Here is a 23,196-nt window from a genome sequence, read left to right on the forward strand (position 1 = left end):
GTCATTTGCAGCTGACTGCACTTTGTGAACTGGCCGTGAATATTGGCTCGCGTGGCGAGTGGAAACTCTGCTTTGCGGCGTGATTCAGGCCTCATGTCACCTGCGCTCGTTACACCTGCAAACTCCACCGTTACGTAGCGAAAGCCCCGTAGGACGGCCTCGCGTCCTGGTGAATTGCGTTGGTCAGGGTCGGTTTTTGACCGTTGGTCCGCTGTCCAGGCCGCTTTTGGCGGCGTTCGCGACTATAGCAGTAATGATTAAGTGCTTCAATTCCATAAAAAATTGATATCATCCGCGCCATGACGACGACTACCCCCCCGACTCCAGGCGTACAACTGCTTGAGGTCTCGCCGGAATATGCCGGCCAACGTATTGATAACTTCCTTCTCGCTCGGCTAAAAGGCGTGCCCAAGACTTTGATTTACCGCATTTTGCGCAAAGGCGAAGTGCGAGTGAACAAGGGGCGGATCAAGCCCGAATACAAGCTGCAGGCGGGCGATGTCGTGCGCGTGCCACCGGTTCGTGTGCCTGAGCGTGACGAGCCGGTACCGCTTGCCCAAGGGCTGCTGCAGCGGCTCGAAGCCTCGATTGTCTATGAGGACAAGGCGCTTATCGTGATCAACAAACCTTGCGGCATCGCCGTTCACGGCGGCAGTGGCCTGAGTTTTGGGGTGATCGAGGCTCTTCGCCAGTTGCGTCCGGATTGCAAGGAGCTTGAGCTGGTTCACCGTCTCGACCGTGACACCTCCGGCCTGCTGATGATTGCCAAAAAGCGCAGCATGTTGCGCCATTTGCACACGGCATTGCGTGGTGATGGTGTCGACAAGCGCTACATGGCGCTGGTTCGTGGTAACTGGGCCTCTTCGATCAAGCAGGTTCGTGCGCCGCTGGGCAAGAGCAATCTGCGCTCCGGTGAGCGTATGGTCGAGGTCGACGAGGAGGAGGGCAAGGAATCTGTGACCGTGTTCAAGGTCCTGCGTCGCTTCGGTGATTTTGCCACCATGATCGAGGCCAAGCCGATCACCGGTCGAACTCACCAGATTCGCGTCCATACCCTGCACGCCGGGCACTGTATCGCCGGCGACACCAAGTACGGGGATGACGATTTCAGCAAAGAAATTCGTGATCTGGGCGGCAAGCGTTTGTTCCTGCACGCTTACATGCTCACCGTGCCGCTGCCCGATGGCGGCGAACTGAAGCTTCAGGCGCCGGTCGATGAGATGTGGGCCAAAACCGTGGAGCGCCTGAGTGCACCCATCTGACTACAAGCTGTTGATTTTCGATTGGGACGGCACGCTGGCCGATTCCATTGGTCGGATTGTCGAGGCGATGCACGTGGCGTCCGAGCGATCCGGTTTTGCGTTGCGCGATGATTTTGCCGTCAAGGGCATTATCGGTCTGGGGTTGCCGGAAGCCATTCGTACGTTGTATCCCGAAATCGGTGATGCTGAGCTGGTGGCGTTCCGTCAGCACTATGCGGATCACTACATTGCTTCCGAGGCGACCCCTTCGCCGTTGTTTGAAGGGGTTGCCGAATCACTCGAGGCGTTTCGGGTCGAGGGTTATCATCTGGCTGTCGCGACCGGCAAGGCACGGCGCGGGCTGGACCGGGTGCTGAAGTCTCACGGCTGGGAAGATTACTTCGATATCACCCGCGCAGCTGATGAGACTGCCAGCAAGCCGCATCCGCTGATGCTTGAGCAGATCCTGGCCCATTGCGAGGTTCGCCCGGAGCAGGCGCTGATGGTGGGTGACTCGTCGTTCGATTTGCAGATGGCTCGCAATGCCGGCATGGACTCGGTGGCGGTGAGCTACGGTGCCCAGTCGATCGAGGCGCTGAAGCTGTTCGAGCCGCGGCTGGCCATCGATCGTTTTTCAGAATTGCATGCCTGGCTGAGTCAGCGGGCTTAATACGTTTTTTGCTGGGGTAGATGGCATGGCCGACGAATGGAAAGCGCCCGCCAAGGCGAGCGCAGAAAACGGTGACGAAAAAAGCTGGAAGCTGCTGGAAAAGACACTCCTGGCGAGTGTTCAGGAGCAGCGTCGGTCCCGTCGCTGGGGGATTTTCTTCAAGCTGCTGACGTTCGTGTACCTGTTTATCGCGCTGGCGCTGTTCTCGCCGCTGATGGACATGGAAAAAGCCGCTACCCGCAGTGGCAACTACACGGCGCTGATCGACGTGACTGGCATGATCGCCGACAAGGAACCGGCCAGCGCCGACAACATCGTCGGCAGCCTGCGTGCTGCTTTTGAAGATGAAAAGGTCAAGGGCATTATCCTGAGAATCAACAGTCCGGGCGGTAGTCCGGTACAGTCGGGGTATGTCTATGATGAAATCCGCCGTTTGCGCGGGCTTCACCCGGATATCAAGCTGTATGCGGTGATTTCCGATCTCGGTGCCTCCGGTGCCTATTACATCGCCAGTGCGGCCGATCAGATCTACGCCGACAAGGCGAGCCTGGTGGGGTCTATCGGTGTGACCGCGGCCGGCTACGGCTTTGTCGGTACCATGGAGAAGCTGGGCGTTGAGCGTCGTACCTACAATTCCGGTGAGCACAAATCGTTCCTCGATCCATTCCAGCCGCAGAAACCGGAAGAAACCGCTTTCTGGCAGGGTGTGCTCGACACCACGCATAAACAGTTCATCAACAGCGTCAAGCAGGGTCGTGGCGATCGGCTGAAGGATAAGGAGCATCCGGAGTTGTTCTCCGGGCTGGTCTGGTCTGGCGAGCAGGCGCTGCCGTTGGGGTTGATTGATGGTCTGGGTAATGCAAGCTCGGTTGCCCGTGATGTGATTGGCGAAAAAGAGCTGGTGGACTTCACTGTTCAGGAGTCGCCATTCGATCGCTTCTCGAAGAAGCTCGGTGCCAGCGTGGCCGAGCATCTGGCGATGTGGATGGGGTTTAACGGTCCATCGTTGCGCTGAAAGTCCTAAAAGATCGCAGCCTTCGGCAGCTCCTACACAAATCACCTGTAGGAGCTGCCGAAGGCTGCGATCTTTTGCTTTTCAGGGGATTTGCACACCTTCGGCCAGCAACATGTCGACCAGACGTATCAGTGGTAGGCCGACGAGGCTGGTGGCGTCAGGGCCCTCGGTGCTTTGAAACAGGCTCACCCCCAGGCCTTCGGCCTTGAAGCTGCCTGCGCAATCGTAGGGTTGTTCTGCGTGCAGGTAGCGCTCGATGCGCGTGGTGTCGAGCGTGCGCATGTGCACGGTGAAAGGCACGCAGTCGACCTGGCAATGTCCGGTGTGGCTGTTGAGTAGTGCCAGGCCAGTCAGGAAGGTCACGCGGGTGCCACTGGCCGCCAATAGCTGCTCCCGGGCCTTTTCGAAGGTGTGGGGCTTGCCGATGATCCTCTCGCCGAGCACGGCAACCTGGTCGGAGCCAATGATCAGATGGGCGGTGTGAAGGCTGGCCAGCGCTCGTGCTTTTTCCTCGGCGAGGCGTTTGACCAGATCAACGGCGGACTCCCCCGGGCGGTGGCTTTCGTCGATATCCGGTGAGCTGCAGGTGAACGGCAGTTGCAGGCGGGCCAGCAAATCCCGGCGATAGGTCGAGCTGGAAGCGAGTATTAAAGGCAGCATGGGCAGCTCCTGAAGGCGAATGCGGATTTTAACGGGGCTTGCAAGTGACCGACAGGGCTGAATTTCCTTTGACATGGGCGGGGGCATCCCTATAATGCTGCGCCTATGTTGAATGACCCGATTCCACCTCACGTTGACCCGCGCAAATTGGCTGACCGTGGCACCACCCTTCAAGGTGAAATGCTGCTGGCCGATTTGGAGAGACTCTGCGACCCGCTTTCCGACAATGTCGGTACGGTGCAGGCTAAATTCGTTTTTGAACGAGATGAACGTAAATCTGTGGTGATCCACAGCTTTATCGACACTGAAGTCAAAATGGTTTGCCAGCGTTGTCTTGAGCTGGTCACCCTGCCGATCCATAGCGAATGCAGTTATGCTGTGGTGAAGGAGGGTGCGAATACCCAGTCGTTGCCGAAAGGTTATGACGTGCTGGAACTGGGCGAAGATCCTTTGGATCTGCAGTCACTGATCGAGGAGGAGCTTCTGCTCGCCTTGCCCATTGTGCCTGCTCATCATCCGGAAGAATGCCAGCAGCCGGCGGGAGCAGATGAGCCCGAACCGAGCGAGGACGAGGTAACGCGGTCCAACCCGTTCAGTGTATTGGCGCAGTTAAAGCGTGACCCAAACGTTTAGGAGTTAATCAATTATGGCTGTTCAGCAGAACAAAAAATCCCGCTCTGCCCGTGACATGCGCCGTTCGCACGACGCTCTCGAGGCTAGCACTCTGTCTGTAGAAAAAACCACCGGTGAAGTTCACCTGCGTCACCACGTATCGCCAGAAGGCGTATACCGTGGCCGTAAAGTGATCGACAAGGGCGCTGACGAGTAATCACTTGTCCGCTCAAGTCATCGCGATTGACGCAATGGGCGGGGACTTCGGTCCCCGCAGCATTGTTCAGGCCAGTCTCGCTTGCCTGTCTGCAACCCCCTCGCTGCACCTGACCCTCGTCGGTCAACCCTCCCTCCTTGAAGAATTGATCGCTGGCCAACCGGCTGTGGATCGCGCGCGCCTGTCGATTGCTCCGGCGTCCGAAGTCATCACCATGGACGAAAAACCTGCCCAGGCCTTGCGCGCAAAGCCTGACTCGTCGATGCGCGTGGCGCTTGAGTTATTGCGCGACGATAAGGTTCAGGCGTGTGTCAGTGCCGGCAATACGGGTGCGCTGATGGCGTTGTCGCGGTTCGTGCTCAAGACATTGCCAGGCATCGACCGCCCGGCCATGGTGGCGGCAATCCCCACGCAGAAGGGCTATTGCCAGTTGCTGGATCTGGGGGCCAATGTCGATTGCAGTGCCGAGCATCTGTTGCAGTTTGCGGTGATGGGGTCAGTGGCGGCCGAAACCCTGGGCATCGTTCGCCCGCGGGTGGCCTTGCTCAATATTGGCACCGAAGACATCAAGGGTAACCAGCAAGTGAAGCTGGCCGCCACCTTGCTACAGAGTGCTCGTGGCATCAACTACATCGGTTTTGTCGAAGGTGACGGCTTGTATCGCGGCGAGGCGGATGTGGTGGTGTGTGACGGTTTTGTCGGCAACATTTTGCTCAAGTCCAGCGAAGGGCTGGCGACCATGATTGCCGGGCGCATCGAGGCATTATTCAAGAAAAGCCTGCCATCGCGCATGGTCGGTGCACTGGCCTTGCCGTTGATGAAGCGTCTGCAGGCTGACCTGGCGCCCGCGCGGCATAACGGCGCCAGTTTCCTTGGTTTGCAGGGGATTGTGGTGAAAAGCCATGGTTCTGCCGGCGTGCAGGGGTTTCAGAGTGCCATTTCCCGCGCTTTGATCGAGATTCAGGAAAACCTGCCGGAACGCATCCACGGTCGTCTGGAGGATTTGTTGCTTTAGGCGTTTTCGTCGGACAATGCTTAAATGTGACCGCTCTGTTCATTTGGCCATCCAACTGTCAGTTTCTTGCGTCCCCAAAGGCGGGGCGTCAATTCTCCGACGACAAGATCATTAGGGGCTTGTTACATGTCTGCTTCCCTCGCATTCGTCTTTCCGGGACAAGGTTCGCAGTCCCTCGGCATGCTGGCCGAGTTGGGCGCGCAACATCCGGTTGTCCTCGAAACATTCAAAGAAGCTTCCGATGCTTTGGGTTATGACCTGTGGGCACTGACCCAGCAAGGGCCGGAAGAGCAACTCAATCAAACCGATAAAACCCAGCCTGCCATTTTGACCGCCTCGATCGCTTTGTGGCGCCTGTGGCTGGCTGAAGGTGGCGCGCGTCCTGCTTATGTGGCTGGTCACAGCCTGGGTGAATACAGCGCATTGGTCGCCGCAGGCAGTCTGAGCCTGGGTGAGGCAGTGAAGCTGGTTGAAACCCGTGGCAAGCTGATGCAGGAAGCCGTACCGGCCGGGCAGGGCGGGATGGCTGCCATCCTGGGTCTGGACGATGCCGATGTTATCGCCGCCTGTGCCGAAGCGGCGCAAGGCGAAGTGGTCAGTGCGGTCAACTTCAACTCCCCAGGCCAGGTGGTGATCGCCGGTGCCAAGGCTGCGGTCGAGCGCGCCATCGAAGGCTGCAAGGCGCGCGGTGCCAAGCGCGCCATGCCATTGCCGGTCAGCGTGCCATCCCATTGTGAGCTGATGCGTCCAGCCGCCGAGCGTTTTGCCGAATCGGTCGCCGCGATCAACTGGCAGGCGCCACAGATTCCTGTGGTGCAGAACGTCAGTGCCGATGTGCCTGCCGATCTGGAAACCCTCAAGCGTGATCTGCTTGAGCAGCTTTACAAGCCTGTGCGCTGGGTCGAATCGGTCCAGGCGCTGGCAGCCAAGGGCGCGACCAACCTGGTCGAGTGCGGCCCAGGCAAAGTGCTCGCTGGTCTGAACAAGCGCTGCGCCGACGGCGTATCGACTTCCAACCTCAATACCCCAGATGCTTTCGCTGCCGCCCGTGCAGCGCTGGCCTGAATCAGGAGAAACTTGCATGAGTCTGCAAGGTAAAGTTGCACTGGTCACCGGTGCGAGCCGCGGTATCGGCCAGGCTATCGCCCTGGAACTGGGTCGTCAGGGCGCCATTGTTGTTGGCACCGCGACCTCCGCCTCGGGGGCCGAGCGCATTGCCGCCACCCTGAAGGAAAACGGCATTCAAGGCACTGGCCTGGAGCTCAATGTCACCAACGACGAATCCGTGTCGGCTGTCCTGGCAAGCATCCAGGAGCAATTCGGTGCACCGGCGATTCTGGTCAACAATGCCGGTATCACCCGCGATAACCTGATGATGCGTATGAAAGACGACGAATGGTATGACGTGGTCGATACCAATCTGAACAGTCTGTATCGCCTGTCCAAGGGCGTTTTGCGCGGCATGACCAAGGCCCGTTGGGGACGAATTATCAGTATTGGTTCGGTTGTGGGTGCCATGGGCAACGCAGGCCAAGTAAACTATGCCGCCGCCAAGGCCGGTCTGGAAGGTTTCAGCCGAGCGCTGGCGCGTGAAGTCGGTTCGCGTTCGATTACGGTCAACTCGGTGACCCCAGGGTTCATCGATACCGATATGACTCGTGAACTGCCGGAAGCGCAGCGTGAAGCCTTGCAAACGCAGATTCCGCTGGGTCGTCTGGGGCAAGCTCAAGAGATCGCGTCCGTGGTCGCTTTTCTTGCGTCCGACGGTGCAGCCTACGTGACCGGGGCTACAATCCCGGTGAACGGCGGGATGTACATGTAAGTTAAATGTGACGGATTGCTTCAAAAAAATGTCATACGAGCTGTCTAAAATCCGTTATAAAGCTGCAATCTATTTATAGGCAGAGGGCTGCAGGGTTTGAGGAGTGAAGCTTTCAGTTGAAAAGCTGAAAAGCCTTTCTATACACTTACCCACTGGCCAGCTGCCTGAATTTGTCCATTAGGAGTGAAAACAAGGTATGAGCACCATCGAAGAGCGCGTCAAGAAAATCGTTGCCGAGCAACTGGGCGTTAAAGAAGAAGAAGTGGTCAACACTGCTTCCTTCGTTGAAGACCTGGGTGCTGACTCCCTTGACACCGTTGAGCTGGTGATGGCTCTGGAAGAGGAATTCGAGACCGAAATCCCTGACGAAGAAGCCGAGAAGATCACTACTGTACAAGCTGCTATCGATTACGTTACTGCCCACCAGGCGTAATAGTTTGTAATCGTTGCTCGCTGTCATGGAAAAACCGCACTGCCACATGGCGTGCGGTTTTTTCTTTAGGCCTGATGCAAAGTCGTCATTTGAAAAAAGGAGAGTGCTGTGTCGCGTAGACGCGTCGTAGTCACCGGTATGGGTATGTTGTCGCCACTGGGCACGGATGTGCCAAGCAGCTGGCAGGGCATTCTGGCTGGCCGCAGTGGCATTGGTCTGATCGAACACACCGACCTTTCTGCCTATTCCACCCGTTTTGGCGGCTCGGTAAAGGGCTTCAATGTCGAGGAGTACCTGTCGGTCAAGGAAGCCCGCAAGCTCGACCTGTTCATTCAGTACGGCCTGGCCGCAGGTTTTCAGGCAGTACGCAATGCCGGTCTGGAAGTCACTGACGCCAACCGCGAGCGTATCGGCGTGGCCATGGGCTCGGGTATTGGCGGACTGACCAATATCGAAGAAACCAGCCGTACGCTGCATGAGACCGGTCCGCGACGGATTTCTCCGTTTTTCGTACCCGGCTCGATCATCAATATGATTTCCGGTTTCCTGTCCATCCATCTGGGTGCACAGGGGCCTAACTACGCCATCGCCACTGCCTGTACCACCGGTACACACTGCATTGGCATGGCCGCTCGCAACATCATGTACGACGAAGCCGACGTGATGATTGCCGGTGGTGCCGAGATGGCAGCCTGCGGTCTGGGCATGGGCGGCTTCGGTGCGTCCCGCGCACTGTCGACCCGCAATGACGAGCCGACCCGCGCCAGCCGTCCATGGGACAAAGGCCGTGATGGCTTCGTGCTCTCCGATGGCGCAGGTGCCTTGGTTCTGGAAGAGCTGGAGCACGCCAAGGCCCGCGGCGCGACCATCTATGCCGAACTGATCGGCTTCGGCACCAGTGGCGATGCTTTCCACATGACTTCGCCACCTGCCGATGGTGGCGGAGCTGCACGCTGCATGACCAATGCCTTGCGCGACGCCAGGATCAATGGCGACCAGGTCCAGTACATCAACGCCCACGGTACTTCGACCCCAGCAGGCGACCTCGCCGAAGCCAATGCAATCAGGTCGGTGTTCGGTGATCACGCCTACAAGCTGGCCGTCAGTTCGACCAAGTCCATGACCGGTCACCTTTTGGGTGCGGCGGGCGCCGTCGAAGCGATCTTCAGCGTGCTGGCGATCAACAGCCAGGTAGCGCCACCGACCATCAACCTCGATGAGCCGGATGAAGGCTGCGATCTCGATTTCGTGCCGCACACGGCGCGCAATATGGATATCGATGTGGTCCTGTCCAACTCGTTCGGTTTTGGTGGCACCAACGGCTCGCTGGTGTTCCGTCGGTTCGAAGGCTGATGGACAGCTGGGTCGACGGTCAGCCGGCTGACGCGTTGTCGCTGAAGGATCGCGGCCTGGCTTACGGTGATGGTCTGTTCGAGACGATCGCCGTGCATGATGGCTTTCCAGTCCTGCTGGATCGTCATATGGTTCGGTTGACCAAGGGCTGCCGGCGGTTGGCAATCAATCTGGATCATGGTGCCGTGGTCGCAGAAGTGTTGACCTATGCCGAGCAACTGAAAGAAGGCGTGCTCAAACTGATCGTTACTCGCGGCGACAGCCAGCGTGGTTACGCTTTCGATCCTTCGGCCCCGGCCCGTCGTATCCTGTCGGGTAATCCTCCTGCGGTTTACCCGCACGTCCATGCAGAACAGGGCATTCGCCTGTTCCCGTGCACCACACGACTGTCCTTTCAGCCCCTTCTTGCCGGTCTCAAACATTTGAACCGTCTTGAGCAGGTGATGGCGCGCGCCGAATGGCAGGACACCGCGCATGCCGAAGGCTTGATGCTCGATCAGGCCGGTCGCGTGATCGAGGGTGTGTTCAGCAACATTTTTCTGGTGCGTGACGGTGTGTTGATCACAGCGGATTTGAGCTTGTGCGGCGTAGAAGGTGTGATGCGTGCCGAGTTATTGTCTCAGGCCGAATCTTTGGGCATTCCCACGAAAATCACCGACATCACCCTCGAACAGCTGCAAAGCGCCGATGAAGTCTTTGCCTGCAACAGCGTTTATGGCATTTGGCCGGTCCACACCTATGCAGCACTGAGCTGGTCGGTTGGGCCGCTCACCCGTAAACTCCAAACCATTGCCCGTGCGCTACTGGATGCTTGATACGTGAGACGTAAATTCTTGCTGCTGCTGGAAACCGGACTGGTTCTGGCGGGGCTGATGTTGGGTGCTTCCGCCTGGAAAATTCATTCGGCGCTGGTGCAGCCGTTGAATATCACACAGGAAGAACTGCTGGAGGTGCCCAAAGGCACCACGCCGAATCGCACCTTCCTGCGACTTGAGGCTGATGGCCTTATCAAGGACGCTTTCTGGCTGCGGGTGTACTGGCGCTTCAATTTGCCTAAACAACCGCTGCACAGCGGTGAATACCGCATGGTTCCCGGCATGACCGTCGAAGGTCTGATCGAACTGTGGAAGCGTGGAGAAATGGTGCAGTACAGCCTGACGCTGGTCGAAGGCTGGAATTTCCATCAGGTCCGCGCGGCGCTCGCCAAAGAGGACAAGCTTGATCGTACCCTTGAAGGTTTGAGCGACAGCCAGGTCATGGACAAGCTTGGTCATGCCGGGGTTTTCCCTGAAGGGCGATTCTTCCCTGACACCTACCGCTTCGTGCGCGGCATGACGGACGTCGAGCTGTTGAAAACAGCCTACGACCGCCTCGACGAAGTGCTGGCCAAAGAGTGGAATCAGCGTGCGGCGGACGTGCCTTACACCGATCCCTATCAAGCCCTGATCATGGCTTCGCTGGTGGAGAAGGAAACCGGCGTGCCACAGGAGCGTGGGCAGATTGCCGGCGTATTTGTGCGGCGCATGGCGATCGGCATGTTACTGCAGACCGACCCGACGGTGATCTATGGCCTTGGTGATCGCTACAGCGGCAAATTGACCCGCGCTCATCTCAAGGAACCGACGCCTTACAACACCTATGTGATTGCGGGCCTGCCGCCGACCCCGATTGCGATGGTCGGCCGCGAAGCGATCCATGCGGCGTTGAACCCGGTGGCCGGCAATAGCCTTTACTTCGTGGCGCGCGGAGATGGTAGCCACGTGTTCTCCGATGATCTGGACGCCCACAATAATGCGGTGCGTGAATACCAGCTCAAGCGTCGCGCCGACTATCGTTCCAGCCCGGCACCGGTCAATGCGTCCGAGACTCCGCAAACCCAGGCTGCGCAAGCTCCAGCCTCGGACACTCCAGATCCCGAACCCCAGGTAGAGCAGGATCAGGCTCCTATCCCGGCCGTTTCGCCCAATACCACGCCCGAGGCTCAGCCGCCGGTACAACCTCAGGAGCCCGTGCCTGAATCTGCACCCGCATCAGCCTCCGGGCCGGCAGCAAATGCACCGCAAAGCCCGCAATGAATCTGACTAAGGACTGCCTGTGACTGGCTTGTTTATTACTCTGGAAGGCCCGGAAGGCGCCGGCAAGAGCACCAATCGCGAATACCTGGCCGAGCGCCTTCGCGCCGTAGGTATCGAGGTGGTGCTGACCCGCGAACCGGGTGGCACGCCACTGGCCGAACGCATCCGCGAGGTGCTGTTGGCGCCAGTCGATGAAGTCATGAATCCGGATACGGAGTTGCTGCTGGTGTTCGCGGCGCGGGCCCAGCACCTGGCCGAAGTGATTCGCCCGGCCCTGGCCCGCGGTGCGGTTGTGCTGTGCGATCGTTTCACTGATTCGACGTACGCCTACCAGGGCGGTGGTCGCGGCTTGTCACTGGAGCGTATCGCTACGCTGGAAACTTTTGTGCAGGGCGATCTGCGTCCTGATCTGACGCTGATTTTCGATTTGCCGGTGGAAGTGGGGCTGGCCCGCGCCAGTGCCCGGGGGCGCCTGGATCGCTTCGAACTCGAAGGCCGGACCTTTTTCGATGCCGTGCGTAGCGCCTTCCTCAAGCGCGCGGCCGCGGAACCGGCGCGTTATGTGCTGGTCGATGCCGCGCAGCCATTGACGCAGGTTCAACAATCCCTCGATGCCTTGTTGCCGCGCTTGCTGGAGTTGAGCCGTGGCTGAAGCCTATCCGTGGCAGGACAGTCTGTGGCAGCAGTTGGCGGGCCGTAAGCAGCATGCTCATGCCTATTTGCTGCATGGTCCGGCCGGAATCGGCAAGCGGGCCCTGGCCGAGCGCTTGATGGCGAGCCTGTTGTGCCAGCGCCCAACGGCGCAGGGCGCCTGTGGCGAATGCAAGTCCTGCCTGTTGCTCAAGGCGGGTAGTCACCCCGATAACTACATTCTGGAGCCGGAGGAGGCCGACAAGGCCATCAAGGTCGACCAGGTCCGTGATCTGGTCAGCTTCGTGGTCCAGACGGCACAGCTGGGTGGACGCAAAGTGGTGCTGATCGAGCCGGTCGAGTCGATGAACATCAACGCCGCTAACGCCTTGCTCAAAAGCCTTGAGGAGCCTTCCGGCGACACGGTCTTGCTGTTGGTCAGCCATCAGCCCAGCCGTCTGCTGCCAACCATCAAGAGTCGCTGCGTGCAGCAGGCTTGTCCGCTGCCGAGCGAGGCCGTGAGTCTGGCGTGGTTGGCCAAGGCGCTCCCGGACTGTTCCGAAGAAGAGCGAATCGAATTGCTGACCCTGGCGGCCGGCTCTCCGTTGGCTGCCGTCAATCTGCACGCCCAAGGTGTTCGCGAACAGCGTGCGCAAGTGGTCGATGGCGTGAAGAAACTGCTCAAGCAGCAACAGTCGCCGACACAACTGGCCGAAGGTTGGAATGCGATCCCGTTGTTGCTGTTGTTCGACTGGTTCTGCGACTGGTCGAGCCTGATCCTTCGTTATCAACTGACCCAGGATGAAGAAGGCCTGGGGCTTGCGGATATGCGCAAAGTCATTCAATACCTGGCGCAGAAAACCGGCCAGGGCAAGGTCCTGGATATTCAGGACTGGATCCTTGCACAACGCCAGAAAGTGTTGAGCAAAGCCAACCTCAATCGAGTGTTGCTGCTGGAGGCGTTGCTGGTGCAATGGGCGACGTTACCTGCCCAGAGATAACCGTCTGCACCTAGACTCCGATTGTCGCTAGAGGAGCTCAGCAGTGGAGGTCAGCATGAAGGAATCAGTCAGCCCGGGGCCACGTAACGGTATATTGTCCCTGACCATCAAGGACAAGTCCGTGCTTTACGCGGCCTATATACCGTTCATCAAGAACGGCGGCCTGTTTATCCCGACCAACAAAAGTTACAAGTTGGGCGATGAGGTATTCATGCTGCTGCACTTATTTGATGAGCCGGAAAAGATCCCTGTGGCCGGCAAGGTCACCTGGGTCACCCCGAAGGGTGCGCAAGGTAATCGCGCCGCCGGGGTTGGCGTGCAGTTCAATGAAGGCGACAACACCGCGCGCAGTCGAATCGAAACCCATCTGGCCGGAGCCCTGAAGTCCGACCGTCCCACCCATACGATGTAAGTTGCAGCCCTTTTATGCTCGTAGATTCCCATTGTCACCTTGATCGTCTCGACCTTGCCGCCCACGACGGCTCCCTGGATGCCGCGCTCGATGCGGCCCGCCAGCGCGGGGTAGGGCACTTTCTGTGTATCGGCGTCAGCGCTGACAACGCCGCCGATGTCAAAGCCCTGGCCGAACGCTACGACGATGTCGATTGTTCGGTCGGCGTGCATCCTTTGGACGTTCAGCCTGGGGCGGCGCCCGCGCTGGATTGGTTGCTGCACGAGCTCAATCACCCGCGTGTGGTGGCGATCGGTGAAACCGGCCTGGATTATCACTACGAGCCTGAAGCGGCCGAGTTGCAGCAGGAGTCCTTCAAGTTGCACCTGCAAGCCGCGCAGCAGACCGGCAAGCCGGTGATCATCCACACTCGCGGCGCCCGCGCCGATACCTTGAACCTGTTGCGTGAAGCGGCGCTGCCCCAGGCAGGCGTGTTGCATTGCTTCACGGAGGACTGGGACATGGCCAAAGCCGCGCTGGACATGGGCTACTACATTTCCCTGTCCGGCATCGTCACATTCCGCAATGCCGATGCGTTGCGTGATGTGGCCAGCAAGGTGCCGGCCGACAGATTGCTCGTGGAAACCGATTCGCCGTACCTGGCGCCGATCCCGTATCGCGGCAAGCCGAACTTGCCGCAGTATGTGCGGGAAGTGGCGGAATTTTTGGCAATGTTGCGTGGTGAGTCTTTCGAGCGATTTGCCGAGCAGACGACGGAGAATTTCAAGCGGCTGTTTCCGTTGGCGCGTGTCAGGGCATCCGCGTAGCGCCGCAAAGATCGCAGCCAGCGGTAGCTCCTACGGGGCTTTGCCCTTAAATCGCAGGCAAAAAAAACCCGGGTTCTGGGGGGTGAATCCGGGTTAAGACCATTAGGAGTAAAACAATGGTACGCGGTCCGTTGGTACCAATACCGGCGTGACACTTGGGGGAGATGCCCCGCCGACAGTTCAAGTATTGATCAGTATTTCACCCAGTCCAGTTTGTCGGTCGCGGTTTTTAAACAAATTTGGAATACAGGCGCTTCAGAAGAGTTCTCATCCACTGGCGACCCTGCAGGAAATACTCAAGAAACACAGTTATGGTTGGATGATCCGTGCATTTTTGCGTAATTTAGGCATAATACGCGGCTTCGAATTTTGACCCCTACAGACCTTTTCTTATGCATAAAGAACCTCGTAAGGTCCGTGAGTTTCGTCGCCGCGAGCAAGAAATTCTCGATACCGCGCTCAAGCTGTTCCTCGAACAAGGTGAAGACAGTGTCACCGTCGAGATGATTGCTGATGCCGTCGGTATCGGCAAAGGCACCATCTACAAGCACTTCAAATCCAAGGCAGAGATCTACCTGCGCCTGATGCTCGACTACGAGCGTGATTTGAACGAACTGCTGCACTCCGCCGACGTCGACAAGGACAAGGAAGCCCTGTCCCGCGCCTATTTCGAATTCCGCATGCGTGATCCACAACGTTATCGCTTGTTCGATCGTCTGGAAGAAAAGGTGGTCAAGGGCAACCAGGTGCCGGAGATGATCGAGGAGCTGCACAAGATCCGCGCCTCGAACTTCGAACGCCTGACTTTGTTGATCAAGGGGCGGATCAGCGAAGGCAAGCTCGAAGACGTGCCACCTTACTTCCATTACTGCGCATCCTGGGCGCTGGTACACGGTGCCGTGGCGCTGTATCACTCGCCGTTCTGGAGCAATGTGCTGGAAGATCAGGAAGGTTTCTTCCAGTTCCTGATGGACATCGGCGTACGTATGGGCAACAAGCGCAAGCGCGACACCGACACCCCGAGCAGCTGAACCATTCAGTAGCCTGATGGCGCCATTATTTCGTTACATGGCGCACTACCGCAGGAATATACTCAGGCTTAGGACTTGCTAAAACTTGAATTGTGAGTCAAGTTTTGGCGGTCCGAATATTCTTTCGCCGGAGTGACCATGATCGTTGACCGTCAAGGCAGGCGTTTTCGCAATTTGCGGGTCAGCCTGACCTCAGCCTGCAATTACGCTTGTACCTACTGCGTGCCCAACGGCAAGCGGCTGGTGGCTGCGCAGGATGAACTGTCGGCCGAAGCCATGGCGCGCGGCGTGGCCTATCTGATCGAGGCCGCAGGCATCGAGCGCTTGCGTATCACGGGCGGCGAGCCGCTGGTCAGTCCCAAGCTCGAAACCTTCATGACCGCAGTCGGGCGGATGGGCCTGGAGGACATCAGCCTGACCACCAACGGTCAATTGCTGGCGAAAAAACTACCGCTGCTGGTGGACGCCGGCATCCGGCGCATCAACGTTTCCCTCGATACCCTGGACGCCAGTGCCTTTCGCAGCATTGCCCGTGGCGGCGACCTGGCGACCGTACTTGGCGGCATGGAACAGGCCCGTGCGGCCGGCATGAAGATCAAGGTCAACATGGTGCCGCTGCGCGGTCAGAACCTCGATCAGGTCATGCCGTTGCTCGATTACTGCCTGGAACGCGGCTACGAGCTGCGTTTTATCGAGTTGATGCGCATGGGGCACCTGGCCAGTGACGCCAATACCTTCCTGCAACAGTTCGTCAGCCTTCAACAACTGCTGAGCCTGATTGGCGAACGCTATGAGTATCTGCAGGCTGATGCGCCTGTGGATGCAACAGCGGTGCGCTACGAGATTCCAGGCTTGGGGTATTTCGGTGTGATCGCTAACGAAAGCGTGCCTTTCTGCCGCACGTGTTCTCGACTGCGTCTTTCATCCACGGGATGGCTGCATGGCTGCCTGTCGTCGAGCAACCGTCACTATGTCGGCGATCTGCTGGACAAGCCACGACATCAAGCGCTACCCGCATTGCAACGGCTGCTGGTGAAAGCCTTGGGTGACAAGCAGGAAGTGGCATTCTCTGGTGGCGCGACCGTCATGAAGATCATCGGCGGCTGATCCAGCCTCATCGCGGGCAAGCCTCGCTCCTACAATGGATTACGCACATCCTGTAGGAGCGAGGCTTGCCCGCGAAGGCATTCAATCAGGCACCGACGATCGCGAGCTGGCGCAAAAGCTGCATCCCACGGCCATTCGCCGGTTTTCCGTCACCGGCCTTTGGAGGATAGGATGCGTAGCCTGGTTTTGCTGCTGGCCGTTTTGGCGCTCGGTGGCTGCATGAATGTCAGCGATATGGCCGAAGGGGCTCGCTACCATATGAGCGACGCCGGCTTTCTGGATCACAGCGACAGTCGCCGGGTGAATAACCTGCGCATTCAACCGGACTCGTTCGTCTACATCGCCCAAGGCGCTTTTATGCCGCCAGGCGGCACCGCTTACCCACGCCCCAATGTGATCGCCGAAGTTGCCTTCGATGGCTTTATCGAATATTTCCCGATGATCCGCCGCGCACGTACCCCCTTGGGGCTGGACCAGGCCATGGACGAAGCCCGCTCAGCCGGTGCTCATTACCTGCTCTATACCCGCTTCGCCAAGTCCGATGACCGCATCGGCAACTCGGATGAGTGGTTGGATCAGGAGTCTTTGGACCGCCTCGGCATCGACACCGGCGTGATTCAGATCATGTTGATCGAGACCAGCACCCAGTATTTGATTGATACTGCACGGATCAAGAGTCGTGGCGGTTTGCTGACGCTCCACGACGAAAAACCAGAAGACCTGATGGGCCCGCCGCTGGAGCAATATGCTCGCAGCCTGTTGGGGCTCAGCGACCAGTAATCCAAGGAGATCGCCATGAGTGGCCCGCAAAAAGCCAACGACCTGCTGGGGCAAATCCCCAAGACCCAAGGCTTGCCGCCGGTTCACCTATGGAACCCCGATTTCTGCGGTGACATCGACATGCGTATCGCCCGCGATGGCACCTGGTATTACCTGGGTACACCGATCGGACGCAAGCCGATGGTCAAGCTGTTCTCCACCATCATTCGCCGCGACGGCGATGATTATTTCCTCATTACCCCGGTCGAGAAAGTCGGCATCAAGGTCGACGACGCACCTTTCGTGGCCGTTGCGCTGGACGTGGAAGGCGAGGGCGAGGCTCAGGTCCTGCGTTTCACCACCAACGTCGATGAGACTGCCGACGCGGGGGACGAGCACCCGATTCGTGTGCTGATCGATCCAGAGACGCAGGAGCCGTCCCCTTACGTGCATGTGCGCAGCAACCTCGAAGCCTTGATTCACCGCAATGTGTTCTATCAGTTGGTGGAACTGGCCGTTACCCGCGAGATCGACGGGCAGCGTTGGCTAGGTGTCTGGAGCAGCGGTGAGTTTTTCCCCATTGGTCTGGAACCCTGACACAAGTCCCTGTAGGAGCGAGCCTGCTCGCGATGGCGGTCGAACATGCGGCATCAATGTTGAATGTGCTGGCCACATCGCGAGCAGGCTCGCTCCTACAGGGGATCTGTACTTTCCTGAAAATCAAATTGACACCCAATCGTATGATGATTAGCGTGTGCCTCCATCGCACACGTCTTTGAGGTGTCCATGTCCAGCAGTTTTCATGCGTCAACCGTCGATTGGCTGGGCTGCTGGATCGCCACCGGGCAGGTCAAACCGGGTGAAAGCCTCAAGGTCGAAGCCGACCTCGGCGAGCAGCTAGGTGTCAGCCGCACCGTCATCCGCGAAGCCATCAAAACCCTGGTCGCCAAAGGCATGCTCGAAGTCGGGCCGAAAGTCGGCACGCGGGTGTTGCCCGTGCGTCGCTGGAACCTCTTCGATCCGCAGGTCGTGGGCTGGTTGTCGCGCAGCGGCTTGCCGGAAAATTTCGTCGATGATTTGCTCGACCTGCGCCGCACCATCGAACCAATGGCCGTGCGCTGGGCCTGTGAGCGCGCGACCGTTGCACAAGTGGACGCGATTCTATTGGCCTACAACGCTCTGGAACGGGCGGTGGACAGCGGCGTCGATTACAACCGCGCCGACCAGCTTTTCCACGAGTGCATCCTCGCCGCCAGCCACAATCAATTCATCGAACAAATGGTCCCGGCCCTCGGCGCACTGCTGGCGGTGTGTTTCGAAGTCTCCGCCGCCGACCCTGACGAACTGCGCCGTACGTTGCCCATTCACAAAGACATGGCTGACGCGATCGCTGCGCGAGATTCCGCGCGGGGCGTCTGGGCCTGCATGACCCTGATCGACAACGCCGACCTGGCCATCAAGCGCTATTACCCTCAGGTCATGGCCGACAAAAAAACCGGCTGACAATGATGAACCCCTGTAGGAGCGAGCATGCTCGCGAATGCGATGTGTCAGGTACCAGAGTAGTTGAATCCAACGATGCCTTCGCGAGCAGGCTCGCCCCCACATAAAAGCAATAAAAAAGGAGGTTTCATGGAGTGGACCGCAGTCACTGAACACCGCGCCCGACTCGGCGAAGGCCCGTTCTGGGATGCTCCGACCCAGGCGCTGTATTGGGTGGACATCGCTGGCAAGCAGGCTCTACGGCTGATCGGCGCGAACGTGCAGATCTGGCAGATGCCGGAGTACGTCTCGGCGTTCATCCCCTGCGCAAGTGGCGATGCACTGGTCACGTTAAGCAGTGGTGTATATCGGCTCGATCTGAATTCACCGGGACTTGAACCGCGCCTGACCTTGTTCTGTGTTGCTGACCCGCAACCGGGCAACCGCGCCAACGAAGCCCGTTGCGATGCCTTCGGCCGGCTCTGGCTCGGCACTATGCAGAACAACATCGGTGTACAAGGCGAAGACTTGCCCATCGAGCGCCGTTGCGGTGGTCTGTTCCGCATTGATCGCGACGCCCGGGTGACGCCGTTGCTCCGTGGCCTGGGCATTCCCAATACGCTGCTGTGGAGTGAAGACAGCACCACCGTGTATTTCGGCGACAGCCTCGACGGCACGCTGTACCGGCATTTCATTCGCACTGACGGCAATCTTGAGCCTGCGCAAACCTGGTTCGGCCCTCACCGACGCGGTGGCCCGGATGGATCGGCGATGGATGCCGAAGGTTTTATTTGGAATGCCCGTTGGGATGGCAGTTGCCTGCTGAGGTTGACGCCGGACGGCAAGATCGATCGGGTCATCGAACTGCCTGTGAGCCGTCCGACCAGTTGTGTATTCGGCGGTGCTGACCTGAAAACCCTGTACATCACCAGTGCCGCCAGCCCGCTTGAACATCCTCTAGATGGAGCGGTGTTGGCAATTGCTGTCGATGTCCCCGGCAAGCTGTGTACTCGGTTTGCGGGTTAAATCCCATAATATGGGATACAAAATTATATATTGAGATTTTTTGGGCGTCGGGTTTATAGTCGGCACCATCGTTCCACGCTCAGTTACATGCACTCACACTTAAAAAAACAAAACAGGTGAAGTGATGCAGCGATATTCCCCCGCACTCCTCGATGGAGTCAGCGTTTCAGACCGCCCACTTGCTGAAACGTTTTCGCGCCCGCCTGTTTCTTTCCCAGCGCTTTTGACCGAACACCAACAGGTGTCCGGTTTTCGTCGTGCTTTCGAACAGGAGTCCTGATCCATGGCTGAACCTCTTTCCTTGCCACCAGTGCCCGAACCGCCCAAGGGCGAGCGCCTGAAAAACAAAGTCGTGCTGCTGACCGGCGCCGCCCAAGGCATCGGTGAGGCTATCGTGGCGACCTTCGCGTCACAGCAAGCCAGGCTCATCATCAGCGATATCCAGGCCGAAAAAGTCGAACAGGTCGCGGCGCACTGGCGGGACAAAGGCGCGGACGTCGTGGCGATCAAGGCTGACGTATCGAGCCAGCAGGACCTGCACGCCATGGCCAAGTTGGCGGTTGAGCGCCACGGTCGCATCGATGTGCTGGTGAACTGCGCCGGGGTCAACGTGTTCCGCGATCCGCTGGAAATGACCGAGGAAGATTGGCGTCGCTGCTTCGCCATCGACCTGGACGGCGCCTGGTACGGCTGCAAGGCGGTATTGCCGCAGATGATCGAGCAGGGCATCGGCAGCATCATCAACATCGCCTCCACCCATTCCACCCACATCATTCCCGGCTGCTTTCCGTACCCGGTGGCCAAACACGGCCTGCTCGGTTTGACTCGAGCCCTGGGCATCGAATATGCGCCCAAGGGCATTCGCGTCAACGCCATCGCGCCGGGCTACATCGAAACCCAATTGAATGTCGATTACTGGAACGGCTTTGCCGACCCTCATGCCGAGCGTCAGCGTGCCTTTGACCTGCATCCGCCGCGCCGCATCGGCCAGCCGATCGAAGTGGCGATGACCGCGGTGTTCCTGGCCAGCGATGAAGCACCGTTTATCAACGCTTCCTGCATCACCATCGATGGTGGTCGCTCGGTGATGTACCACGACTGAGTGTCCGGGGGTTCAGGCGCATAACCACGCCTGAAATCCAATCATCATACGATATGACTATTAGCAGTACGGTTTCAAAGAACGCTCACAAAAATAACAAGGAGTCAGCTTATGAATCGTCGTCATGCCATCCGATCCCTGTGCTGTGCCGCCCTGGCGGTCACGGCGGTCAGCCTGAGCAGCACGTTGTTGGCGGCCGAGGAAGTGAAAATCGGTTTTCTGGTCAAGCAAGCGGAAGAGCCCTGGTTCCAGACCGAGTGGGCGTTCGCTGAAAAAGCCGGGAAGGAGAAGGGCTTCACTCTGATCAAGATCGCCGTACCGGACGGTGAGAAAACCCTCTCGGCCATCGACAGCCTGGCGGCCAACGGCGCCAAAGGCTTCGTGATCTGCCCGCCGGATGTGTCCCTGGGCCCTGCGATCATGGCCAAGGCCAAGCTCAACGGTTTGAAAGTGATCGCCGTGGATGATCGCTTCGTCGACGCCACCGGCAAGTTCATGGAGGACGTTCCCTACCTGGGCATGGCTGCCTTCGAGGTTGGTCAGAAGCAGGGCAACGCCATGGCCGCCGAAGCGAAAAAACGTGGTTGGGACTGGAAGGACACTTACGCGGTCATCAACACCTACAACGAGCTCGACACCGGCAAGAAACGCACCGACGGTTCGGTCAAGGCGCTGGAAGAGGCGGGCATGCCGAAGGATCACATCCTGTTCTCGGCCCTCAAAACCCTCGACGTACCGGGCAGCATGGACGCCACCAACTCGGCCCTGGTGAAACTGCCGGGCGCGGCGAAGAACCTGATCATCGGCGGCATGAACGACAACACCGTGCTGGGCGGCGTGCGCGCCACCGAGAGCGCCGGGTTCGCCGCGGCAAATGTGATTGGCATCGGCATCAATGGCACCGACGCCATTGGCGAGCTGAAGAAACCCGACAGCGGTTTCCACGGCTCGATGCTGCCAAGTCCGCACATCGAGGGCTACAACACCGCGAGCATGATGTACGAGTGGGTCACCACCGGCAAAGAACCGGCGAAATACACCGCCATGGACGACGTGACGCTGATCACCCGCGACAACTTCAAGCAGGAACTGGAAAAGATCGGCCTGTGGAACTGAAGGCCGGTTGATGTCCTCGGTAGCCTCGGCAACGGGGCTGCCTGAACTGTGTGATGAGGTGGTTATGCACGCGCAAACACAAGTACAGCAACAGCCAACGGGCGGCAGCCTGCGCTTCAACGGGATCGGCAAGACCTTTCCCGGCGTGAAGGCGCTGGACAACATCAACTTCGTCGCGCATCCAGGGCAAGTTCATGCCTTGATGGGCGAGAACGGCGCCGGCAAGTCAACGCTGCTGAAAATCCTCGGCGGTGCCTATATCCCGAGCAGCGGCACGTTGCAGATCGGCGAGCACACGATGGATTTCAAGTCCACGGCCGACAGTATTGGCAGCGGCGTGGCGGTGATTCACCAAGAATTGCACCTGGTGCCGGAAATGACCGTGGCGGAGAACCTGTTCCTCGGCCACTTGCCGGCGAGCTTCGGCCTGATCAATCGCCGTACCTTGCGGCAGCAAGCATTGGCCTGCCTCAAGGGCCTGGCCGATGAAATCGATCCGCAGGAGAAAGTCGGGCGCTTGTCCCTCGGCCAACGGCAACTGGTGGAGATCGCCAAGGCCTTGTCCCGTGGCGCCCATGTGATCGCCTTCGACGAGCCCACTAGCAGCCTCTCGGCACGGGAGATCGATCGCTTGATGGCGATCATCGGTCGCCTGCGCGATGAGGGCAAAGTGGTGCTGTACGTCTCCCATCGCATGGAAGAAGTGTTCCGCATCTGCAACGCAGTAACCGTGTTCAAGGACGGCCGTTATGTGCGCACCTTCGAGGACATGGGTGCGCTGACCCACGATCAACTGGTCACCTGCATGGTCGGTCGCGATATCCAGGATATCTACGATTATCGTCCTCGCCCGCGCGGCGCGGTGGCGTTGAAGGTCGACGGTCTGCTCGGGCCTGGCCTGCGCGAACCGGTGAGTTTCGAGGCGCACAAAGGCGAGATCCTGGGGTTGTTCGGCTTAGTTGGCGCCGGTCGTACGGAGCTGTTTCGTCTGCTTAGCGGCCTGGAACGCAACAGCGCCGGGCGTCTGGAGCTGCGCGGTCATGAACTGAAACTGCGTTCGCCGCGAGACGCCATTGCCGCCGGGATATTGCTCTGTCCCGAGGACCGCAAGAAAGAGGGGATTATCCCGCTGGCCAGCGTCGCCGAGAACATCAACATCAGTGCCCGTGGCGCCCACTCCGGTCTTGGCTGCCTGATCCGCGGGCTCTGGGAAAAGGACAACGCCGACAAACAGATCAAGGCACTGCGGGTGAAGACGCCCCACGCCGGGCAACCGATCAAGTTCCTGTCCGGTGGCAATCAACAGAAGGCGATTCTCGGTCGCTGGTTGTCGATGCCAATGAAAGTCCTGCTGCTCGACGAGCCCACCCGTGGCATCGATATCGGCGCCAAGGCCGAGATCTACCAGATCATCCACAACCTGGCCGCCAGCGGCATCGCGGTGATCGTGGTGTCCAGCGACCTGATGGAAGTGATGGGCATTTCCGACCGCATCCTGGTGCTGTGCGAAGGCGCGATGCGCGGCGAACTGAGCCGCGAACAGGCCAATGAATCCAACCTGCTGCAACTGGCTTTGCCGCGCCAACGCGCTGACGGCGTGGCGAACTGAGA

General features: G+C 58.9%; 26 protein-coding genes. 25 read left to right on the forward strand and 1 reads right to left on the reverse strand.

Annotation, left to right across the window (positions count from 1 at the left end; genetic code table 11):
• The first annotated feature begins 299 nt into the window (after window positions 1–299).
• From rluC to ABTV22_RS07525, 3 genes are read left to right on the forward strand one after another with little or no spacing between them, the layout of a single operon-like run.
• Complete coding sequence (gene rluC / locus ABTV22_RS07515; protein ID WP_433739264.1) at window positions 300–1,262, forward strand: 23S rRNA pseudouridine(955/2504/2580) synthase RluC; 963 nt, start codon at window positions 300–302, stop codon at window positions 1,260–1,262.
• A complete protein-coding gene (locus tag ABTV22_RS07520; protein WP_433739265.1) occupies window positions 1,249–1,911 on the forward strand; it encodes an HAD-IA family hydrolase in 663 nt (220 codons plus the stop codon). The genes rluC and ABTV22_RS07520 overlap by 14 nt, the downstream gene beginning before the upstream one ends.
• 25 nt (window positions 1,912–1,936) lie before the next feature.
• Entirely contained in the window at window positions 1,937–2,926 is a 990-nt protein-coding gene (locus ABTV22_RS07525) for a S49 family peptidase (RefSeq protein ID WP_433739266.1), read from the forward strand.
• Between the two features lie 81 nt (window positions 2,927–3,007).
• Here the strand turns inward: ABTV22_RS07525 and ABTV22_RS07530 are convergent, their stop codons facing one another.
• Window positions 3,008–3,586: a Maf family protein gene (locus ABTV22_RS07530; RefSeq protein WP_433739267.1), complete on the reverse strand. Its 579-nt coding sequence runs from the start codon at window positions 3,584–3,586 to the stop codon at window positions 3,008–3,010.
• 105 nt (window positions 3,587–3,691) lie between these two features.
• Between ABTV22_RS07530 and ABTV22_RS07535 the strand changes: the two genes are divergently transcribed.
• The 22 genes from ABTV22_RS07535 to araG all read left to right on the forward strand — a co-directional run bounded on the left by ABTV22_RS07535 (window position 3,692) and on the right by araG (window position 23,194).
• Window positions 3,692–4,219 carry a YceD family protein gene (locus tag ABTV22_RS07535; protein WP_007942001.1) on the forward strand — a complete coding sequence of 176 codons (528 nt, stop codon included), beginning with the start codon at window positions 3,692–3,694 and terminating at the stop codon, window positions 4,217–4,219.
• 13 nt (window positions 4,220–4,232) lie between these two features.
• On the forward strand, window positions 4,233–4,415 hold the full coding sequence (gene rpmF, locus ABTV22_RS07540; RefSeq protein ID WP_003179396.1) for a 50S ribosomal protein L32: 183 nt from the start codon (window positions 4,233–4,235) through the stop codon (window positions 4,413–4,415).
• A gap of 4 nt (window positions 4,416–4,419) precedes the next feature.
• Window positions 4,420–5,430: a phosphate acyltransferase PlsX gene (gene plsX / locus ABTV22_RS07545; RefSeq protein WP_433739268.1), complete on the forward strand. Its 1,011-nt coding sequence runs from the start codon at window positions 4,420–4,422 to the stop codon at window positions 5,428–5,430.
• A 126-nt stretch (window positions 5,431–5,556) separates the two neighbouring features.
• Window positions 5,557–6,495, forward strand: coding sequence for an ACP S-malonyltransferase (gene fabD / locus ABTV22_RS07550; protein ID WP_433739269.1), 939 nt, complete (start codon window positions 5,557–5,559; stop codon window positions 6,493–6,495).
• Window positions 6,496–6,511: 16 nt separating this feature from the next.
• Window positions 6,512–7,252, forward strand: a complete 741-nt coding sequence (gene fabG, locus ABTV22_RS07555) for a 3-oxoacyl-ACP reductase FabG (protein WP_433739270.1) — start codon at window positions 6,512–6,514, stop codon at window positions 7,250–7,252.
• A gap of 196 nt (window positions 7,253–7,448) precedes the next feature.
• The gene (gene acpP / locus ABTV22_RS07560; RefSeq protein WP_007987170.1) at window positions 7,449–7,685 is read left to right on the forward strand and encodes an acyl carrier protein; all 237 of its coding nucleotides are present in this window, start codon (window positions 7,449–7,451) and stop codon (window positions 7,683–7,685) included.
• A gap of 108 nt (window positions 7,686–7,793) precedes the next feature.
• On the forward strand, window positions 7,794–9,038 hold the full coding sequence (fabF, locus tag ABTV22_RS07565) for a beta-ketoacyl-ACP synthase II (RefSeq protein WP_433739271.1): 1,245 nt from the start codon (window positions 7,794–7,796) through the stop codon (window positions 9,036–9,038).
• On the forward strand, window positions 9,038–9,853 hold the full coding sequence (pabC, locus tag ABTV22_RS07570; RefSeq protein WP_433739272.1) for an aminodeoxychorismate lyase: 816 nt from the start codon (window positions 9,038–9,040) through the stop codon (window positions 9,851–9,853). The genes fabF and pabC overlap by 1 nt, the downstream gene beginning before the upstream one ends.
• A 3-nt stretch (window positions 9,854–9,856) precedes the next feature.
• Window positions 9,857–11,113, forward strand: coding sequence for an endolytic transglycosylase MltG (gene mltG / locus ABTV22_RS07575; RefSeq protein WP_433739273.1), 1,257 nt, complete (start codon window positions 9,857–9,859; stop codon window positions 11,111–11,113).
• A gap of 19 nt (window positions 11,114–11,132) precedes the next feature.
• The gene (gene tmk / locus ABTV22_RS07580; RefSeq protein WP_433739274.1) at window positions 11,133–11,765 is read left to right on the forward strand and encodes a dTMP kinase; all 633 of its coding nucleotides are present in this window, start codon (window positions 11,133–11,135) and stop codon (window positions 11,763–11,765) included.
• Window positions 11,758–12,744 carry a DNA polymerase III subunit delta' gene (locus tag ABTV22_RS07585; RefSeq protein WP_433739275.1) on the forward strand — a complete coding sequence of 329 codons (987 nt, stop codon included), beginning with the start codon at window positions 11,758–11,760 and terminating at the stop codon, window positions 12,742–12,744. The genes tmk and ABTV22_RS07585 overlap by 8 nt, the downstream gene beginning before the upstream one ends.
• Window positions 12,745–12,799: 55 nt before the next feature.
• Entirely contained in the window at window positions 12,800–13,156 is a 357-nt protein-coding gene (locus tag ABTV22_RS07590; protein WP_433739276.1) for a PilZ domain-containing protein, read from the forward strand.
• Between the two features lie 14 nt (window positions 13,157–13,170).
• Entirely contained in the window at window positions 13,171–13,962 is a 792-nt protein-coding gene (locus ABTV22_RS07595; RefSeq protein ID WP_433739277.1) for a TatD family hydrolase, read from the forward strand.
• 392 nt (window positions 13,963–14,354) lie between these two features.
• Window positions 14,355–14,993, forward strand: coding sequence for a TetR/AcrR family transcriptional regulator (locus tag ABTV22_RS07600; RefSeq protein ID WP_034149949.1), 639 nt, complete (start codon window positions 14,355–14,357; stop codon window positions 14,991–14,993).
• Between the two features lie 138 nt (window positions 14,994–15,131).
• Window positions 15,132–16,100: a GTP 3',8-cyclase MoaA gene (locus tag ABTV22_RS07605; protein ID WP_433739278.1), complete on the forward strand. Its 969-nt coding sequence runs from the start codon at window positions 15,132–15,134 to the stop codon at window positions 16,098–16,100.
• Window positions 16,101–16,271: 171 nt separating this feature from the next.
• The gene (locus ABTV22_RS07610) at window positions 16,272–16,880 is read left to right on the forward strand and encodes a DUF4823 domain-containing protein (RefSeq protein ID WP_433739279.1); all 609 of its coding nucleotides are present in this window, start codon (window positions 16,272–16,274) and stop codon (window positions 16,878–16,880) included.
• 15 nt (window positions 16,881–16,895) lie between these two features.
• Window positions 16,896–17,456 (forward strand): DUF1285 domain-containing protein, encoded by a 561-nt coding sequence (locus ABTV22_RS07615; protein ID WP_433739280.1) that lies wholly within the window; start codon window positions 16,896–16,898, stop codon window positions 17,454–17,456.
• A gap of 189 nt (window positions 17,457–17,645) precedes the next feature.
• On the forward strand, window positions 17,646–18,362 hold the full coding sequence (locus ABTV22_RS07620; RefSeq protein WP_433739281.1) for a FadR/GntR family transcriptional regulator: 717 nt from the start codon (window positions 17,646–17,648) through the stop codon (window positions 18,360–18,362).
• A 129-nt stretch (window positions 18,363–18,491) separates the two neighbouring features.
• Window positions 18,492–19,367, forward strand: coding sequence for an SMP-30/gluconolactonase/LRE family protein (locus ABTV22_RS07625; protein ID WP_433739282.1), 876 nt, complete (start codon window positions 18,492–18,494; stop codon window positions 19,365–19,367).
• Window positions 19,368–19,650: 283 nt separating this feature from the next.
• Window positions 19,651–20,469, forward strand: coding sequence for an SDR family oxidoreductase (locus ABTV22_RS07630; RefSeq protein WP_433739283.1), 819 nt, complete (start codon window positions 19,651–19,653; stop codon window positions 20,467–20,469).
• 111 nt (window positions 20,470–20,580) lie between these two features.
• Window positions 20,581–21,585 (forward strand): substrate-binding domain-containing protein, encoded by a 1,005-nt coding sequence (locus ABTV22_RS07635; protein WP_433739284.1) that lies wholly within the window; start codon window positions 20,581–20,583, stop codon window positions 21,583–21,585.
• Between the two features lie 64 nt (window positions 21,586–21,649).
• Window positions 21,650–23,194, forward strand: coding sequence for an L-arabinose ABC transporter ATP-binding protein AraG (gene araG / locus ABTV22_RS07640; RefSeq protein ID WP_433739285.1), 1,545 nt, complete (start codon window positions 21,650–21,652; stop codon window positions 23,192–23,194).
• The last annotated feature ends 2 nt before the right edge of the window (window positions 23,195–23,196 follow it).

Origin of the sequence: Pseudomonas putida, from assembly GCF_050990305.1 — a bacterium.
In the GTDB taxonomy this organism is placed as follows: domain Bacteria; phylum Pseudomonadota; class Gammaproteobacteria; order Pseudomonadales; family Pseudomonadaceae; genus Aquipseudomonas; species Aquipseudomonas putida_AH.

Bases quoted from the DNA above. Each gene is read 5' to 3' on its own strand.
- ABTV22_RS07530 (WP_433739267.1), bottom strand. From the start codon at position 3,586: ATGCTGCCTTTAATACTCGCTTCCAGCTCGACCTATCGCCGGGATTTG.
- pabC (WP_433739272.1), top strand. From the start codon at position 9,038: ATGGACAGCTGGGTCGACGGTCAGCCGGCTGACGCGTTGTCGCTGAAG.
- fabG (WP_433739270.1), top strand. From the start codon at position 6,512: ATGAGTCTGCAAGGTAAAGTTGCACTGGTCACCGGTGCGAGCCGCGGT.
- ABTV22_RS07625 (WP_433739282.1), top strand. From the start codon at position 18,492: ATGGAGTGGACCGCAGTCACTGAACACCGCGCCCGACTCGGCGAAGGC.
- ABTV22_RS07605 (WP_433739278.1), top strand. From the start codon at position 15,132: ATGATCGTTGACCGTCAAGGCAGGCGTTTTCGCAATTTGCGGGTCAGC.
- ABTV22_RS07615 (WP_433739280.1), top strand. From the start codon at position 16,896: ATGAGTGGCCCGCAAAAAGCCAACGACCTGCTGGGGCAAATCCCCAAG.
- rluC (WP_433739264.1), top strand. From the start codon at position 300: ATGACGACGACTACCCCCCCGACTCCAGGCGTACAACTGCTTGAGGTC.
- ABTV22_RS07620 (WP_433739281.1), top strand. From the start codon at position 17,646: ATGTCCAGCAGTTTTCATGCGTCAACCGTCGATTGGCTGGGCTGCTGG.
- fabD (WP_433739269.1), top strand. From the start codon at position 5,557: ATGTCTGCTTCCCTCGCATTCGTCTTTCCGGGACAAGGTTCGCAGTCC.
- ABTV22_RS07635 (WP_433739284.1), top strand. From the start codon at position 20,581: ATGAATCGTCGTCATGCCATCCGATCCCTGTGCTGTGCCGCCCTGGCG.
- acpP (WP_007987170.1), top strand. From the start codon at position 7,449: ATGAGCACCATCGAAGAGCGCGTCAAGAAAATCGTTGCCGAGCAACTG.
- ABTV22_RS07630 (WP_433739283.1), top strand. From the start codon at position 19,651: ATGGCTGAACCTCTTTCCTTGCCACCAGTGCCCGAACCGCCCAAGGGC.
- ABTV22_RS07595 (WP_433739277.1), top strand. From the start codon at position 13,171: ATGCTCGTAGATTCCCATTGTCACCTTGATCGTCTCGACCTTGCCGCC.
- ABTV22_RS07525 (WP_433739266.1), top strand. From the start codon at position 1,937: ATGGCCGACGAATGGAAAGCGCCCGCCAAGGCGAGCGCAGAAAACGGT.
- ABTV22_RS07590 (WP_433739276.1), top strand. From the start codon at position 12,800: ATGAAGGAATCAGTCAGCCCGGGGCCACGTAACGGTATATTGTCCCTG.
- araG (WP_433739285.1), top strand. From the start codon at position 21,650: ATGCACGCGCAAACACAAGTACAGCAACAGCCAACGGGCGGCAGCCTG.
- rpmF (WP_003179396.1), top strand. From the start codon at position 4,233: ATGGCTGTTCAGCAGAACAAAAAATCCCGCTCTGCCCGTGACATGCGC.
- ABTV22_RS07610 (WP_433739279.1), top strand. From the start codon at position 16,272: ATGCGTAGCCTGGTTTTGCTGCTGGCCGTTTTGGCGCTCGGTGGCTGC.
- ABTV22_RS07535 (WP_007942001.1), top strand. From the start codon at position 3,692: ATGTTGAATGACCCGATTCCACCTCACGTTGACCCGCGCAAATTGGCT.
- ABTV22_RS07600 (WP_034149949.1), top strand. From the start codon at position 14,355: ATGCATAAAGAACCTCGTAAGGTCCGTGAGTTTCGTCGCCGCGAGCAA.